Annotated in this window: 19 protein-coding genes; 10 read left to right on the top strand and 9 right to left on the bottom strand. The window is 40.4% G+C overall.

Annotation, left to right across the window (positions count from 1 at the left end):
• Positions 1 to 10 precede the first annotated feature (10 nt).
• From SYN7502_RS08065 to SYN7502_RS08055, 3 genes are all read left to right on the top strand, one after another.
• Positions 11 to 3,037, top strand: a complete 3,027-nt coding sequence (locus tag SYN7502_RS08065; RefSeq protein WP_015168358.1) for an AAA family ATPase — start codon at positions 11 to 13, stop codon at positions 3,035 to 3,037.
• 75 nt (positions 3,038 to 3,112) lie between these two features.
• The gene (locus SYN7502_RS08060) at positions 3,113 to 3,559 is read left to right on the top strand and encodes an FHA domain-containing protein (protein WP_015168357.1); all 447 of its coding nucleotides are present in this window, start codon (positions 3,113 to 3,115) and stop codon (positions 3,557 to 3,559) included.
• An 18-nt stretch (positions 3,560 to 3,577) separates the two neighbouring features.
• On the top strand, positions 3,578 to 3,895 hold the full coding sequence (locus SYN7502_RS08055; RefSeq protein ID WP_015168356.1) for a DUF1825 family protein: 318 nt from the start codon (positions 3,578 to 3,580) through the stop codon (positions 3,893 to 3,895).
• A gap of 6 nt (positions 3,896 to 3,901) precedes the next feature.
• On the opposite strand, the gene SYN7502_RS08050 is transcribed toward SYN7502_RS08055, so the two are convergent.
• Entirely contained in the window at positions 3,902 to 4,270 is a 369-nt protein-coding gene (locus SYN7502_RS08050) for a DUF2614 family zinc ribbon-containing protein (RefSeq protein ID WP_015168355.1), read from the bottom strand.
• A 274-nt stretch (positions 4,271 to 4,544) separates the two neighbouring features.
• Between SYN7502_RS08050 and SYN7502_RS08045 the strand changes: the two genes are divergently transcribed.
• Both SYN7502_RS08045 and nuoH read left to right on the top strand, forming a co-directional pair.
• Positions 4,545 to 5,726, top strand: coding sequence for an NAD(P)H-quinone oxidoreductase subunit H (locus SYN7502_RS08045; RefSeq protein WP_015168354.1), 1,182 nt, complete (start codon positions 4,545 to 4,547; stop codon positions 5,724 to 5,726).
• Positions 5,726 to 6,844, top strand: a complete 1,119-nt coding sequence (gene nuoH / locus SYN7502_RS08040) for an NADH-quinone oxidoreductase subunit NuoH (protein ID WP_015168353.1) — start codon at positions 5,726 to 5,728, stop codon at positions 6,842 to 6,844. Before SYN7502_RS08045 ends, nuoH begins: the two co-directional genes overlap by 1 nt.
• 148 nt (positions 6,845 to 6,992) lie before the next feature.
• Here the strand turns inward: nuoH and SYN7502_RS08035 are convergent, their stop codons facing one another.
• Positions 6,993 to 7,604 carry a Uma2 family endonuclease gene (locus SYN7502_RS08035; RefSeq protein ID WP_015168352.1) on the bottom strand — a complete coding sequence of 204 codons (612 nt, stop codon included), beginning with the start codon at positions 7,602 to 7,604 and terminating at the stop codon, positions 6,993 to 6,995.
• Between the two features lie 85 nt (positions 7,605 to 7,689).
• Here SYN7502_RS08035 and thiD point away from each other — a divergent pair, with 85 nt between their 5' ends.
• From thiD to SYN7502_RS18820, 5 genes are all read left to right on the top strand, one after another.
• Positions 7,690 to 8,502, top strand: coding sequence for a bifunctional hydroxymethylpyrimidine kinase/phosphomethylpyrimidine kinase (gene thiD / locus SYN7502_RS08030; protein WP_015168351.1), 813 nt, complete (start codon positions 7,690 to 7,692; stop codon positions 8,500 to 8,502).
• An 84-nt stretch (positions 8,503 to 8,586) separates the two neighbouring features.
• A complete protein-coding gene (psbE, locus tag SYN7502_RS08025; RefSeq protein WP_015168350.1) occupies positions 8,587 to 8,832 on the top strand; it encodes a cytochrome b559 subunit alpha in 246 nt (81 codons plus the stop codon).
• Between the two features lie 24 nt (positions 8,833 to 8,856).
• A complete protein-coding gene (gene psbF / locus SYN7502_RS18830; RefSeq protein WP_015168349.1) occupies positions 8,857 to 8,985 on the top strand; it encodes a cytochrome b559 subunit beta in 129 nt (42 codons plus the stop codon).
• A gap of 39 nt (positions 8,986 to 9,024) precedes the next feature.
• The gene (locus tag SYN7502_RS18825; protein ID WP_015168348.1) at positions 9,025 to 9,141 is read left to right on the top strand and encodes a photosystem II reaction center protein L; all 117 of its coding nucleotides are present in this window, start codon (positions 9,025 to 9,027) and stop codon (positions 9,139 to 9,141) included.
• Positions 9,142 to 9,177: 36 nt separating this feature from the next.
• Positions 9,178 to 9,297 (top strand): photosystem II reaction center protein J, encoded by a 120-nt coding sequence (locus SYN7502_RS18820; RefSeq protein ID WP_015168347.1) that lies wholly within the window; start codon positions 9,178 to 9,180, stop codon positions 9,295 to 9,297.
• 140 nt (positions 9,298 to 9,437) lie between these two features.
• Here SYN7502_RS18820 and psaI read toward each other — a convergent pair whose 3' ends face one another.
• The 7 genes from psaI to SYN7502_RS07995 form a co-directional block, all read right to left on the bottom strand.
• Positions 9,438 to 9,542 carry a photosystem I reaction center subunit VIII gene (psaI, locus tag SYN7502_RS18815; protein ID WP_015168346.1) on the bottom strand — a complete coding sequence of 35 codons (105 nt, stop codon included), beginning with the start codon at positions 9,540 to 9,542 and terminating at the stop codon, positions 9,438 to 9,440.
• A gap of 147 nt (positions 9,543 to 9,689) precedes the next feature.
• On the bottom strand, positions 9,690 to 10,655 hold the full coding sequence (locus SYN7502_RS08020) for a LysR family transcriptional regulator (protein WP_015168345.1): 966 nt from the start codon (positions 10,653 to 10,655) through the stop codon (positions 9,690 to 9,692).
• Positions 10,656 to 10,781: 126 nt separating this feature from the next.
• Entirely contained in the window at positions 10,782 to 12,395 is a 1,614-nt protein-coding gene (locus SYN7502_RS08015; RefSeq protein WP_015168344.1) for a B12-binding domain-containing radical SAM protein, read from the bottom strand.
• 307 nt (positions 12,396 to 12,702) lie between these two features.
• The gene (locus tag SYN7502_RS08010; protein WP_015168343.1) at positions 12,703 to 13,071 is read right to left on the bottom strand and encodes a YccF domain-containing protein; all 369 of its coding nucleotides are present in this window, start codon (positions 13,069 to 13,071) and stop codon (positions 12,703 to 12,705) included.
• Positions 13,072 to 13,390: 319 nt separating this feature from the next.
• Positions 13,391 to 14,473 (bottom strand): alkene reductase, encoded by a 1,083-nt coding sequence (locus tag SYN7502_RS08005; RefSeq protein ID WP_015168342.1) that lies wholly within the window; start codon positions 14,471 to 14,473, stop codon positions 13,391 to 13,393.
• A gap of 102 nt (positions 14,474 to 14,575) precedes the next feature.
• On the bottom strand, positions 14,576 to 14,950 hold the full coding sequence (trxA, locus tag SYN7502_RS08000) for a thioredoxin (protein ID WP_256377872.1): 375 nt from the start codon (positions 14,948 to 14,950) through the stop codon (positions 14,576 to 14,578).
• Positions 14,951 to 15,077: 127 nt separating this feature from the next.
• The gene (locus tag SYN7502_RS07995) at positions 15,078 to 16,145 is read right to left on the bottom strand and encodes a Fe(3+) ABC transporter substrate-binding protein (RefSeq protein WP_371257816.1); all 1,068 of its coding nucleotides are present in this window, start codon (positions 16,143 to 16,145) and stop codon (positions 15,078 to 15,080) included.
• Positions 16,146 to 16,274 lie beyond the last annotated feature (129 nt).

Raw genomic sequence — 16,274 nt, 5'->3', positions numbered from 1 at the left:
ATCAAAAATTATGATTCCCCAAAAGCTAAGCCTGACAAATTTCTTGAGCTATCAAAATCTGGCTTTGGATTTTTCGGGCTTGCATATTGCCTGTATTTGTGGTGCCAATGGAGCGGGTAAATCTTCATTATTAGAGGCAATGACTTGGGCATTATGGGGGATCAGTCGTGCCAATAGCGAAGATGACATGATTTATGTCGGAGCAAAGGAGGCAAAGGTAGATTTTGTCTTTAAGGCGCAGGGACAGATTTATCGGATTATTCGGACTCGCCCCAAGGGTAGTGCAGGTTCACTGGAATTTCAAATTAAAAATAACGAACAGTTTAAGTCTCTGACCGAACGGGGATTGAGGGCAACGCAGCAAGTGATTATTGCCCACCTCAAAATGGATTACAGTACTTTTGTCAACTCTGCCTACTTACGACAGGGACGGGCTGATGAATTTATGCTAAAACGTCCTAGCGATCGCAAGGCTGTACTCGCAGAAATGTTAAATTTAGGGCAGTATGATGAACTCAGTGAAAAGGCAAAGGATATTACCAGAATTTGTAAAGGTGAAATCACGGCATTAGAAAATGCCCGGCAAAACCTAGAAACCCAAATTACTGCGGGCGCACACATAGATTCTGATTTGCAAACTCTAACTTCAGAATTGGAGCAGGTTCAAGCTCAAGATGCTGTGACTCAACAACAGTTAGTGGTTCTTCAACAAACACAACAACAACGGCAAAACTGGGAGCAAAGATGGCAATGGCAGCAGCAACAAACTCAACAATTGAACTCAGAGATCGCAAGGTTACAGCAACAAGTCGATCAGCAATATCAGCAAATTAAAAATCTAGAGAATCTACTAAATCATCAAGAAACAATTACGAATCAATATCGGCATTATCAGCAATTAGCTAACCAAGAAGCAGCCTATAACCACAAACTCCAGCAATATCAAAAAATTAGTGGAGATCGCACACACATACAACAACAGTTAGCAGAAAAGAAAAGCGAACTCAATGGCAGCCTACGTCATTATCAGGCACAGCTAGAGTTAATAATGCAGCAAAAACAAGACCTGCAAAATATTTTAAATAAAGCTCCAGAAATTGAATCGGTGATCGCCCAGTTGCAACAGGCAAAAATTAAGCTCCAAGAAGTCGAGGAACTGCAGATCAAGTCTGTACCCCTATACCAACGTCGGCAAGTTTTGCAAAGAACCATTGATCGAGAAATTGCTCAAATCCATGCCCAACTAGATCAAATTCAGAAACAGCAGCAACTACTGCGATCGCAAGCTCAACCCAATTTAATCCATAATTTACAGGGACTAGAGCAGCAAATTAAAATTCTGGAAAAAAAGCAAGTTTACCAACAACGAGTCCATGAAAAAGGGCTGGAAAGACGAGATTTCCTCAATCGGCTAAAAGAGCGTCAACTAGACTGTGAACAAAGGATTCAAGAGCAACAAACTAAATCCCAGCAACTACAACAACCTGATACTCCCTGTCCCCTATGCGATCGCCCCTTAGATCAGGCACATTGGCAGATAATTGCCCAAAAACACCAGGTACTATCCCAAGAATTGCAGGCGGAGCTTTGGATTATTAAAGAACAACAAAGTGCTTCAGAGTGTGAAATTCAAGTTCTGAGAGATGAGTACCGCCACCTTAAAGAAGAGCTAGAACAATTAAATCCGCTTTTACAAAAAAAAGGTAACCTCGAGGCACAGTTAACATCCCATCACCAAGCTGAATCTAAGCTCCAAGGATTAGACCAAGACATCCAAGCCTTACAACACAAACTTGATCGCCAAAACTTCTGCACTGACGATCGAAATAATGATCAAAATGATGCTCAAACGGAATTGCAATTAATAGAAGCCAGCCTATCCAGCCTTAACTATGATGAAAAAAATCATGCCCTTGCCCGTGGGGAAGTAGAAAGATGGCGATGGGCAGAAGCCAAAGTCAATGAGCTTAAAACCTCTCGCCGTCAGTGGGAAAGCCTATCTATAAAAATTCCAGAACTGCAAGCCCTCATCCAAAAATTAGCGCACCATTTGCACACCAATACCATTGATCTGGAATTACAACAACGTCTTGAAACCTGCGATCGCACCCTTGAACAAATTAACTACGATCCCGATCAGCATCAAGAAATTAGAACCCAGAAAGAACAAGCTCAGCCTTTTTTGCTGCAATATCAAGAATTAAACTTGGCACAACAGCAGTACCCTAACCTGCTCGCCGAATTTCAGAAAAATCAAAACCTGATGAGCGATCGCACTGTAGAACTGCAAAGGATCACCACCGAAATTAGGAGCCTAGAGCTTAGTCTTCAGGAAACCCCCGATCCCTCAAGTCAAATTCAAGACCTTCAAGGGCAAATCATAAACAGGCGATCGCATTTAGATCATCTAATTGGGGAAATCGGTAGGCTCCAAGCCGCCCAAACCCAGCGTCAATATCTGCTCAATCAATTGCAACAGGTTACTGCTCAAATTAGCCAAACCCAAAAACGCCAACTCATACACCAAGAACTACAGCAAGCATTTGGCAAAAATGGGATTCAAGCATTAATGATTGAAATAATTCTGCCCCAAATTGAAGCCGAGGCTAACCGCATTCTCTCGACGCTGAGCAACTACCAGTTAAACGTCAGATTTATTACCCAAAAAGCAGGTAAAAAAGCTGATAAAGTCATAGACACCCTAGAAATTGAAATTGCCGATAGTCGTGGTACCCGTCCCTACGAAACCTACTCTGGGGGCGAAGTATTTCGGATTAATTTTGCAATTAGGTTAGCACTAGCAAGGATTACTGCCCAACGTATGGGTGGAACGCTACAAACCTTAATTATTGATGAAGGCTTTGGTACCCAAGATTCTGAGGGTTGCGATCGCCTACTTTCTGCTATTAATGCCATAGCTTCAGACTTTGCCTGTATCCTAGTAATTACCCATATGCCCCAACTCAAAGAAGCATTTAGCACCCTAATTGAGATCACAAAAACTGAATCAGGTTCAAAAATCAACCTTCTGGTTTAGAATAGCTCTAAGCTTGCAATTCATCACTAGCCTGCTACCATGCCATACTAGGAGATAACTGTAAATTCAGTACCAATGAACGAGAACCCCAACACTCACACTCTGCTAATTACAGATACTAAAGGCACTAGAAAAGTGGCTCTCAAAGAGCTAAAGTACACCTTGGGCAGAGATATTAGCAATAATATTAGTATTAACTCTAAGTATGTCTCACGCCAGCATGCCGTCTTGCTTAGAATCCCCGGCAGTATCGCTGGTACTCATCTCTATCGCATTATTGATGGAGACCTATCTGGTAAACCTAGCGTCAATGGTGTCATTATTAATGGCAATACTAAAGTTGCTTCCTACGAGCTATCCCACGGCGATGTGATCTCCCTTGCCCCAGATGCTCAAATCACCTACCTAATTGGCGAAACAGTTGGGATGGAGGTTTCAAAAATTGGCAGACATCAAAACACTGGCGGCAGCGATGAATCTGACACATTAATTAATGAAATTAAAGTTAGACGAACTCAATAATTTACTCATTAATCTACTATGGGATTTTTTGACTCTGACATTGTGCAGCAAGAAGCTCGTAATCTGTTCCAAGATTATCAAGCACTCATAGAACTAGGCAGTAATTACGGTAAATTTGATCGAGAAGGCAAAAAACTATTCATTACTAAAATGGAAGAAATGATGGATAGGTTTGCAATTTTTACCAAAAGATTTGAGCTATCTGACGACTTTATGGCACAAATGACTATGAAGCAAATGCAAAGTCAGTTAGGTAATTTTGGGGTCACTCCCCAGCAAATGTTTGAGCAGATGCACGTTACCCTAGAGCGTATGAAATCCGAACTTGGTGACTGATTTGCCTTAATAAATAGTTTCGACTTGGACATCGATGGTGCCAGGGGTACTGATACGGATAAATTTACGATTTTCTACCTGTAAAGGTTCGCCACAACTAGGGCAGTAAAATTGGCTACTAACGGTTGCTGTAGAGGTATGTTCGCACACGGGACAACTACTAGTAACAATGCTTCTACCGACCCACCATTGCAAAGCGATCGCCCCAATTACTGGCAACGCAATTAAAATCCCAATTAAAATAAAAATAGAGTTAACAATCCAGCCCAAGCCCAAAAAACTTAGTCCCCAAATCACCAAAAATGTGGTCAGCCAAAATCTGATCCCCCCAAATCGGTCATTATTATTACCACTATTAAAGGTATAAAATCTCATCGCCTTTACCTACTTTATTGTTATTTCATCATACCCCTTAGGTTTGAACTACAGGTAGAGTTAACCGTTTTGATCTAGTAGGGTTTTTCTCTGATAGTTTCTCCAGTATCTTATTGAATCTCTATGGTGATCATAGATGACAAGTTGGCACGGGCAAAGCTAATTCAGGTATACTGATCTCTTGAATTTAGCTATAAAATCTCACAAAATCTCTCGCAAAATTAAAATCACAGATTTAAAGTCACAAAATTAAAGAAAGAGGCGATCGCAAACTATGGTGATGATCGAAACAAAAGCAGAACGCATGGTAATTAACATGGGACCTCATCATCCCTCCATGCACGGTGTACTCAGGCTTATAGTTACCCTTGATGGGGAAGATGTTGTAGATTGTGAGCCAGTATTGGGTTATCTCCATAGAGGCATGGAAAAAATTGCTGAGAACCGCACTGTAGTTCAGTATTTACCCTACGTCACCCGATGGGACTACCTTGCCACCATGTTTACCGAGGCAATTACGGTAAATGCCCCAGAAAAATTGGCAAATGTCCCTGTTCCCCGCCGTGCTAGCTATATTCGCATGATTATGCTAGAGCTTAGTCGCATTGCTTCCCATTTGCTTTGGCTAGGAACTTTTATGGGTGATATTGGTGCCTTAAGCCCATTTTTCTATACTTTCCGTGAACGGGAAATGGTTTACGATCTGTTTGAAGCAGCTACAGGGATGCGGATGATGCACAACTACTTCCGTATTGGTGGTGTTGCCGCAGATTTACCCTATGGATGGGTTGATAAATGTGAAGACTTTTGTAATTACTTGACACCCAAAGTCGATGAATACGAAAAACTAATTACAAACAATCCTATTTTCCGCAAACGGGTAGAAGGATTAGGTACAATCGGTCGCGAGGAAGCAATTAACTGGGGACTTTCGGGACCAATGCTGCGTGGCTCTGGCGTAAATTGGGATTTGCGTAAAGTCGATCACTACGAACTCTACGATGAGCTAGATTGGCAGGTGCAAACTGAAACTGGTGGTGATTGCCTTGCCCGCTACTTGGTTAGAGTCCGAGAAATTCGTGAATCTACGAAAATGGTACTTCAGGCATTAAAACAACTTCCCGGTGGCTCCTACGAAAATCTAGAGGCACAGAGAGTATTAGCTGGTCCTAAAAGTGAGTGGAATGCCTTTGACTATCAGTTTATTGGCAAAAAATCTTCGCCTACATTTAAGGTACCTGAGGGTGAGCATTATGTGCGAGTAGAAGCTCCAAAGGGTGAGTTGGGCGTGTATTTAATTGGTGAAGATAACATTTTCCCCTGGCGGTTTAAGATTCGTCCACCTGGATTTGTAAACTTGCAGCCGTTACCCGAACTTGTAAGAGGTTCAAAAATTGCAGATTTAATGGCAATCTTAGGTAGTGTTGATATTATTATGGGTGAGGTTGACCGCTAATGAATACAGGTATTGATTTACAGAGATCGCTAATTGAATTGCTAACAGGACTGGGACTACCCTTTGGTCTGGCTAAGGTAATTTGGATGTTAATTCCCATGGTGGTAATTGTTTTGGGCGTTACGGTTGGAGCATTAGCCTGTACTTGGTTGGAACGTAAAATTTCCGCAGCGATGCAACAAAGAATTGGACCAGAGTATGCCGGACCCTTTGGAATTTTGCTACCCCTAGCCGACGTGGGCAAGTTATTAATTAAACAAGATATTATTCCGGCCAAAGCTGATCCGATCCTGTTTACCTTGGGTCCGCTTTTAGTATTTATTTCGATATTTCTTTGTTATTTAGTTGTACCGTTTGGGCAGAATTTACTGATTTCCGATCTGGGTACAGGTATATTTTTTATCATCGCTATTTCCAGTATTTCGCCCATTGGCTTACTCATGTCTGGGTATTCCTCCAATAATAAGTACGCCTTAATTGGTGGTTTAAGAGCCGCAGCGCAATCAATTAGTTATGAAATTCCCCTAGCTCTTGCAGCTTTAGCGATCGCCATGATGTCCAATGGACTCAGTACCGTTGATATTGTCAATCAGCAAGCAAGTTATGGCATTTTGTCTTGGAATATTTGGCGGCAACCTGTGGGTTTTATGATCTTTGCGATCGCTGCCCTTGCGGAATGTGAACGTTTACCCTTTGACTTACCTGAGGCTGACGAAGAACTGGTAGCAGGCTATCAAAATGAGTATGGCGGCATTAAATTTGCCCTGTTTTATGGTGGTTCCTACGCTAACCTACTTTTGGCTGGTCTGCTGGTGGCAATTTTGTACCTAGGTGGTTGGGAGTTACCTTTCCCCATTGATACAATTTCTGGCTTTTTAGGAATTAGCCCTAATGCAGGATGGTGGCAAGTTATAGCTGCGACGTTGGGAATTACGATGACCTTACTTAAAGCTTATTTCTTTATCTTTTTTGCTGTGTTATTACGCTTTACTGTACCAAGGGTTAGAATCGACCAACTACTAGACTTAGGCTGGAAGTTTTTATTACCCATTGGCTTAGTTAATCTTTTATTGACCGCCGCTCTAAAGTTGACTTTCCCCTTTGCCTTTGGTGGTTAGTTATTGATCTGCAATTTTGCAATTTATTTTGCAACTATTTATCTTGCAACTTTAAAAAAGGTTGAAGGCTCGTCTTTCAGCTTTTTTTATGAGAAGCAATACTTTAAAAAGGATACTTGTTAAAATCTCTGCTGATTTATAGTTTTTACTAGCTTTGGTAATCTTCTGGTAGCAAAAGCCGATCTGTAGTAATTTCACTAAAAACCACATCTTCATAGAGATTTTCAATTTCTGTAGTTAAGTCTATGGACTTTAATTCAAGGCGATCTCCAGATTTATAGGATTGCTGAACCCAAAGATTCTCAGAATTGCGGCGAAAACATTTTACGTTCATCCGATTCTGAGAAACTATGACATATTCTTGCAAAGATTCAATCTGACTATAATCCTCAAATTTTTCATTTTGATCAAAGTTTGCTGTACTAGGAGATTGCACTTCAATAATTAAGCAGGGTGACTTTTTAAAGTAGTTGTACTTAGTATCCTCTGGATCACAAGTTACCATCAGATCAGGATAGTAATAAATATCCAATTTATCAATCCTGACTTTCATGTCAGAAGCATAAACTCGACAGCCTTTAGCTCGCAGATGATTTCTAATTAAAATGTACAAGTTTCCAGAAACTGCATTGTGAGAATCGCTTGCTCCAGACATAGCATAAACATATCCCTGCTTATACTCATGCTTAGTTTGGCTAAGGTGTTCCCGTTTCATATATTCCTCAGCCGAAATATAGTTAATATCTTGTAGTGCAATCATACTAATTAGTAATCCCCAATTAATTCCAAATTAATTTCAATGGCTTCTTTGATTTTATACTGAATTTTATTTCCCATTTCATACCATGACAATATCCAATATCCCCATAGCAATGACGATCGCTGGCTCAGATAGTGGTGGTGGTGCTGGGATTCAAGCTGACCTAAAAACCTTTGCCTTTCATTGTGTGCATGGCACCTGTGCTATTACCTGCGTCACGGCTCAAAATACCTTGGGAGTTAACCGTGTTGATGCGTTACCTATAGAGAGTATAACTGCTCAAATTCAATCTGTAGTTAGCGATATTGGCGTTCAAGCAGTCAAAACAGGAATGCTATTGAACCAAGAAATAATTACCGCAGTGGTTCAGCAACTTAGATACCTAAACTTAAAAAATGTGATTGTTGATCCCGTTATGGTATCTCGCACAGGTGCAAAATTATTAAATGACGATGCGATCGCTACAATTAAAAATCTCCTGATTCCCCAAGCCACAGTTACTACTCCTAACCTCTACGAAGCTGAAATTCTAAGTAATTTAACTATTAATACGCTCTCCGATATGCAAACAGCGGCTGAGGCAATCTATAAACTTGGAGCTAAGGCGGTATTAGTCAAGGGCGGCGGAATGGCAGGCGAACTTAAGGGCGTTGATCTGTGGTTTGATGGCGAAAACTCAGAGGTTCTAAAAACTGAATTCATCAATACAACTAATACTCATGGTACAGGTTGCACCCTCTCTGCTGCGATTACTGCCAATTTAGCCTTAGGCAAATCTCCCTTAGAGTCGGTGATCCAAGCTAAAAACTATATCACCAATGCTTTGAAATTTAACCTAGCGATCGGGCAGGGACAGGAACCAGTGGGACATTTTTTCCCGTTACTAATTACTCCCTAAGCTTTAGATTTTTATTAGGTGTAAACTTACGATGTAGAATGTTAAATTATTACTACATAAAATAGCTTATTAGGATAAAAATTTATGGCAGGTACTACTGGAGAACGTCCGTTCTCAGATATTATTACAAGTGTTCGTTACTGGTTAATTCACAGTCTGACTATCCCCGCTTTATTTTTAGCTGGATGGCTGTTTGTACAAACTGGTCTTGCTTACGATATTTTTGGTACGCCCCGCCCCAATGAATACTATACTAACGATCGCCAAGAGGCTCCCATTCTCCGCGATCGCTACGATGCTAATCAAGAAATTCCTAACTACAATAAATAATATATAAATTTTCTATCAGTTGTTATGAGCAATCCCAACCTTCCTGTTCAATATCCTGTTTTTACCGTTCGTTGGCTAACTATTCATGCTCTAGGAGTACCTTCTGTATTCTTCCTCGGAGCGATCACAGCCATGCAATTTATTAGTCGCTAATTAGTCGCTGAAAACCTATTAAATACCCAAGATATTACTATGGCTGAAAAAAATCCTAATAGCCAACCTGTAGAGTTGAATCGCACTTCACTCTTCCTTGGCTTACTCTTAATTTTTGTAACTGTACTACTTTTCTCTAGCTACTTCTTTAATTAGAAATTCAAATAAAATTAATCAACGGAGAATCATTAAATGCAACAAGGTGGACGTATCCCTCTATGGTTAGTAGCAACAGTCGCTGGCACTGGCATACTCACATTAGTAGGTGTATTCTTTTATGGCTCCTATGTCGGACTAGGTTCGGCAGGCTAATTTAGATATTATCTAAAATCAAACTTGCTTAAGTCAAAAAGTGAAAATAAAAAAGCGTCGGAAGTTCTCTAGGATCTGACGCTTTTTAATGTTTTTATTATGTGAAAAAATAAAATGTGAAACTAATAATGAAAGTGCACTTAAGCTTGACGTTCAATATATAGGAACAAAGAGGTGATTGCTACCGCAGGAAAGACAAGACCAGTGAGTAGAACAAAAATAGGTGGTAAGTAACTAGCAGCCATGAGGTTTATCCTAAAATTTTTAAAGTTTACTTGAATATAGAATACCAATAAGTGATGAAACCTATATTTTAAGATTAGTTACATATTTTCTTATCCAATAATTTTCTGGGCAATTTTTTGAGCGATCTTTAGGCTAAGTCACAACCTTCAATCCTTAGCTGGATAATTAAGGTCACTAGTAACATTGATGTTGTGATTATGAATAAAATTCTGTTCAGCGATCACTTTACCCTCGTTCATTAAATAATCAAAGAAAGTCTTTGCCACAATTGATAATTGCTTACCCGCAGGATAAATGACATACCAGTGACGGCGAATGGGAAAATGCTCCACATCTAAAACAGCTATTTCATTATTCATATTTTCTGAGGTTAGGGTATGACGAGACAGCACAGAAATACCTAGTCCGCCAGCGATCGCCTGCTTAATAGCCTCATTACTACCCAGATCGAGTTTGACCTTAACCTTAATATTCTGTTCATCAAATAACTTTTGCACTGCCTGCCTTGTCCCGGAACCCGGTTCCCTCATAATAAATAGCTCATCTGCTAAGCGTTGGAGTGGAATATTTGTTTCTTTTACTAAAGGGTGCGATCGCGGAGCCAGAACAACTAAAGGATTTTCTAAAAATGAATGGACGTTAATATCAAAGTCCTCAGGTAGCTGACTCATAACATATAGATCGTCTTGGTTATTTAACATGCGCTCAGAAATCCGTTCATGGTTAGTAACCTTTAGGGAAATATCTATACCTGGATAACGTTGCGAAAATAAGCCCAGTAATCGGGGAATTATGTATTTTGCCGTAGTAATTACCGATAAACGCAAAACTCCCCGCTTTAGTCCCTTTAAGTCAGCAATCTTACTTTCAAATTCAGAAAGCCGATCAAATAACTCCTTACAGGTTCCAAACAGTTCTTTACCTGCTGTTGTAAGATACAGTCGCTTACCAACTTGTTCAAATAGGGGAAGTCCAACTGCCTTAGACAATTGCTTTACCTGCATAGAGACCGTAGGCTGGGTTAAAAATAACTCCTCTGCTGCCCTTGTAAAGCTATTATGTCGAGCAACTGCCTCAAAAACCTTTAACTGATGGAGTGTAGCCTGTCTCAACTGATGTATCCCGCCAATATTATAGATATATCTCTATCATCGTAAGCCAAATCAATTAAATTTACAATATTAAATTAACAATGTACTTCAAAAATTTAGTACTCCTATATAAATGCACTGGTCTAATTAACCAGCGATCGCCTGTTCTGATATAGCACTTGACTGCATTTTGGTCTGGGCAGGAATTGGAATGTATGGAGTTTCAGCACCTTGTTTTAAGTATTCAGTGAGTTGGCTTTCAATTTGATCCCGCACAATTTGGCGATATTCCAAGAAATGCTCATTATGAGCGCAGGCTGCTAAATAATGTTCTAGCACTCTAGGATTTTTTCTGGCAATGTCAAACAAATGATGCCAAAATTTCCAACGAGTTTCCCGTTTTATGCCCTGTCGCCAAATCACAATTAGTAAAGCTTTAACAATTTTCAAATCTGGAGCTTTAGCAGGAGCAGTCCAAGAGGCACAACCCATCATCAAAAAGCAACGATAGGTACGATCTAAATATTTAACTGGATCGTACAAAGCGCAAAATGCTTCTATATATTCCCTCGCAATATCTTCCAAAGGACGAGTTGCAACAAAATTCATCAATGTAGTCTGGTTAATATTCCCATCGGTATTTTCCCTTAGCCTCCCTTCTTTTTGTAACCGATGCCATAGGGCAGTATTGGGTAATGCTTGTAACATCGCAAAGGTAGTAGAGGGAATAGCAGCTAATTCAGCAAATCTGACAATGCGATCGCCTGCTCCCAATTTTTCGCCATCAAAGCCAATGATAAATCCTGCCATCGGACGTAATCCGGCTTTAATAATACTTTGGACGGCATCGATCAATGAGCCACGGGTATTTTGAAACTTTTTAGTTAACTGTAAACTATCTTCATCGGGGGTTTCTATACCCAAAAACACTGCCGCAAAGCCACATTCCACCATAAGCTCCATGAGTTCAGAGTCTTGAGCTAAATCCACCGATGCCTCTGTATCAAAACGGAACGGATATTGATGTTCAGCCATCCAGATTTTTAATGCCTGTAATAGCAACTTAACATTACGCTTGTTGCCAATAAAGTTGTCATCGACCATGAATACGCCCCTTCTCCAGCCGAGATCATAGAGATAATCTAGTTCTGCTAATAACTGAGCAGGGGTTTTAGTTCGAGGTTTGCGCCCATAGAGAACGATAATGTCACAAAATTCGCATTGAAATGGACAGCCACGGGAAAACTGCACCGACATCATATCGTAGGCATCTAGTTCTAATAAATCAAACCGGGGAATTGGCGTACTGGTAACGTCGGGCTTTTCACTAGTGCGGAACATTCCTGACGTCTCACCCCGTTCTACTGCCTCAACGAACATGGGTAGGGTAATTTCACCTTCATCTAAAATTAAAAAGTCTGTACCGACATCTTGAACTTCGTGTGGAACTGATGTGGGATAAGGTCCACCGATCGCTACTAATTTACCCCGCCGTTTTGCTTCTTTTATTTGATTAATTAAATCTGCTTTTTGGACAATCATTGCCGACATAATCACTATATCTGCCCATTCCCATTCAGCTTCGGTGACTTCGCGAATATTGCGATCGACTAACTTAAATTCCCAAGTTTGCGGTAGGATGGCGGCGACAGTTACTAATCCTAAGGGTGGAAGTAAAACCTTGCGATCAACCATTTCTAGTATTTTTTCGTATGACCAAAAGGTTTTAGGAAATAAGGGATAGATTAGTAAGGTACGCATTATTTAGCTTTTGATCCTCATAGAGCCAATTAATTAGAAAGACTTAGCAAATTATCTTTAGGTTTAAGGACTTATAATCCCTTGTGTACTCAATACAGCCTATTGAAGATACAACTGCTACAAAGTGGTGTGGAGCGAAGCCCCACGTGGAGGTTCCACCCCTACACCTCGTATTAAACAAACCTGCAACAAGCTGTAAGAATATCTAGATTTATTCCAGAAATATTCTTAAATATTGCTTAGATATTACCGAAGATTAACTAATATTACAGTACTTGCCCTAATCTGAGCCTTTAACTGTTAAAACTTATACTAAATCTCGTCCAAAGGGGAAAAGAGCCAAAGGTACTAGCTTAATGTGCTGTATGCCGAAGGGAATCCCAATAATCGAGATGAATAAAGGAATGGCATGGGTAATATGAGCTAGAGCGATCGGAATACCAAAAAATATGACCCAAATAATATTAAATACAGTACTTAAAGGGCTGTAGGCATGGGGAGATTCCACTAACTGCTTGCCAAATGGGGTCATAGTTGCTGCCCCAAGTTTTATGCACTGCAACCCAAAGGGAATGCCAATGATAGTTAGACATAGCAGCAAACCGCCGACCATATAAACAATTCCAACAATCAGACCACCACAGATTAGCCAGAGGATATTTAAGATTAAACTCATTTTGCCAAATTTTTCACGCTATAACCCTACATAAATAGTCTGCCTTAACCTACTCCCTTCCGAATAAAAGAATACAGTAATAGGTTTTTCAAAGACTGAGAGCGCAAATTTAATACTATTTTATGAGTAGAATCAGACTATAGGCGCAGTCCCACACACCAACCTATCCCTTAGCAGTGAAACAGGCTGTAGCTAACTTAAAAGAAGAAAAATCACCATAATAAACAGAATAGAGACATTACTTTTTAACAAATTTCTAAAGCCGCTCAAGGCTGTTAGTATTATAGGCTTAATAAAATATCCCTAAGTCTGAGAAGTTTTAAGAAAGCGTAGGATAGTCAATATAGCCCTCTGCTCCGTGGGTATAAAAAGTTGATTGATCGGGTGGATTTAAGGCTGATCCAAGACGGAACCTTTCCACTAAGTCTGGATTGGCAATAAACGGTACCCCATAGGCAATTAGGTCTGCTTCACCGTTAGCGATCGCTGCTTCCCCAGTTTGTTGATCGTAACCACCATTGAGCATGTATAAACCCTTAAAAATTTTGCGTAAATGGGGAGAAACTCTTGTGCCTTCGGCAGCTAAAGGATGTCCGGGTAGAGCTTCTAAAATATGTAAATATGCTAAACCAAAGGCATTTAATTTTTCCACAGCATAGGTAAATGTGGCAACAGGATCACGATCGCTCATATCATTGTAAGTATTCGTTGGGGAAAGTCTTAGGGCGACTCGATCACCACCGATCGCATCCACCACAGCACCCGTAACTTCCAATAGAAACCTGGCACGATTCTCGATACTACCCCCATAGTCGTCGGTGCGTTGATTAGAGCCATCCCGTAAAAACTGATCGATTAAATAACCATTAGCTCCATGAATTTCTACGCCATCAAAACCCGCAGCGATCGCATTTTTAGCAGCAACCACATAATCTTGAACAATTTGGGGAATTTCAGCAATTTCTAAGGCACGGGGCGCAACATGGGGTTTCTTCCCAGAAGGAGTTGAAACTTCTCCTCTAATGGCGATCGCTGAAGCAGACACGGGCAGTTCCCCATTAGGTTGAAAATCGGGATGAGAGGCTCGACCCATGTGCCAAAGTTGCAAGTAAAATTTCCCACCTTTTTGATGTACTGCCTGCGTAATTAGCTGCCAAGCTTGAATTTGCGCCTCCGAATAAATACCGGGTGCACCAAACCAGCCTCTACCTTGGGGGGAAATATGAGTAGCCTCGGAAATAATCAGCCCTGCACTTGCTCGTTGGGTATAGTACTCCTGCATCAAGGCATTGGGAATTTCCCGTACATCCGCCCGTCCACGGGTAAGTGGTGCCATGACTATACGGTTGGCAAGTTCAAGATTACCAAGTTTAATCGGGGTAAATAGGTTTGGCGTACTCATAATTCAGGTCGGAATTTAGGTATAGAGTTGATATGTACTTAGGTGAATTAGAGATAAATCCGATTTAACTCGTAAATTTCAAGTTGATTCTGCAGTTCAATCTTAAATCTTGTCTAATACACTCTGTATTGCTTTGATAATACTCGTCTTTGGTAAAGCTCCCACGAGGGACTCAACTTTTTTCCCATCTTTGAAAATGATTAAAGTTGGAATGCTGCGAATACCGTATTGACTGGGAGTTTCTGAATTATCATCAACATTCAGTTTAACCACCTTAACACTGCCACTATACTCTTGGGCAATATCGGTCAAAATTGGGGCAATAATTTTACAAGGACCACACCAACTAGCCCAAAAATCTACGATCACAGGCAAATCGCTCTGGATTACTTCCTGTTCAAAGGTGCGATCGCTAATCTCTATGACCACATTTGCCGTTTCTATTAATTCCGTCATACAGTTTTTATTTTGTTCGATAGTTCGATTATCTCGAACAATTCTATTACTGTCAAGTACTGTCAAAGTGTAGGATTATGGTAGAACTTAGTTAAGGGAAATATACTCTCCCCTCTTTGCTTTTCTATCCCACTCTATCCCAACAATACTAACGCCAACCTGCTCGATCCATGATTTGTAGGGCAGTACGATTATTTTTCCCCAACTCCGAAGCATTAATTTCATCTTCTTTGAATTGTCCGTATCCTCCTAAAATTGGCTCAATGGGAACTCCACGCAGAACAGGATATTCGTTATTACTTAAAGCAAATATTTGTTGAGATTGATATTCAGTTAAATGCTCAATAAATTTAATGGCTGCTAAGCGATTCGGTGCATTTTTGGCAACTCCCGCCCCACTAACATTAATGTGGGTACCCCGATTGTTTTGGTTAGGAAAGAATATCCCAATCTTTGAGGCTACTTCTTGATCATCGGGCTTATTGGACTTTGCTAAACGGATTACATAGTAAGTATTTACAAGTGCCAAATCCGCAACTCCTGATGCTACAGCCTGAATTTGGGCAGTGTCATTACCTTCAGGTGGACGGGCAAAATTGCTAACAAACCCTTTAACCCAAGTTTCCGTATTTTTTGCACCTATACTTGCCACCAGTGATGCGACTAAAGACTGGTTATAGATATTATTGGAGGAGCGCACAATGATTTTACCACGCCATTTTGGTGATCCTAAGTCCTCGTAGGTGCTGAGTTTGGATGGATTGACCTTGCTTTTATTGTAAACAATTACCCTAGCTCGTTTAGTTAAGCCAAACCAATAACCTGAAGGCTCTCGTAAATTGGCAGGGATTCTGGTCTCAAGTAACCGTGAGCGAATAGGTTGGAGAATACCCGATTCCTGCGCTCGATAGAGATTACCTGCATCTACAGTTAAAATCACATCGGCGGGACTATTTGCCCCCTCACTTTTAATGCGCTCAATTAATTTGGCGGCATCAGCCTCGACTAAATTGATCTTGATTCCTGTTTTTTGCGTAAATGACTGATAAATACTATTGTCTGTGTCATAGTGTCGGGCGGAATAGAGGTTTAAAACCCCTGTAGTATTCTGTGCCAAAGAATCTTGGGAACCATAAAAATAGCTACTGGTAGTCAGAGCAAATGCCCCCAGAGGAAGAAGTCCAAGGAGAACACGCCGTGAAATTTTGTTCATCAAAATCGTCTCTAAATGATAATTATTATTAATAAGTTTAGCAAAATTCAAATTAATTGCAAGTTATTCGGCTTGAGTTGTCGATTTATTTGACTTTAGAGTAAGCATTTAACGAAGGTTGAAGGCAGTGTA

This window comes from Synechococcus sp. PCC 7502, from assembly GCF_000317085.1.
Taxonomy (GTDB): Bacteria; Cyanobacteriota; Cyanobacteriia; order Pseudanabaenales; family Pseudanabaenaceae; genus PCC-7502.
Note: the sequence above shows the minus strand (reverse complement) of the source record. Positions and strands in the feature narration are given on the sequence as shown.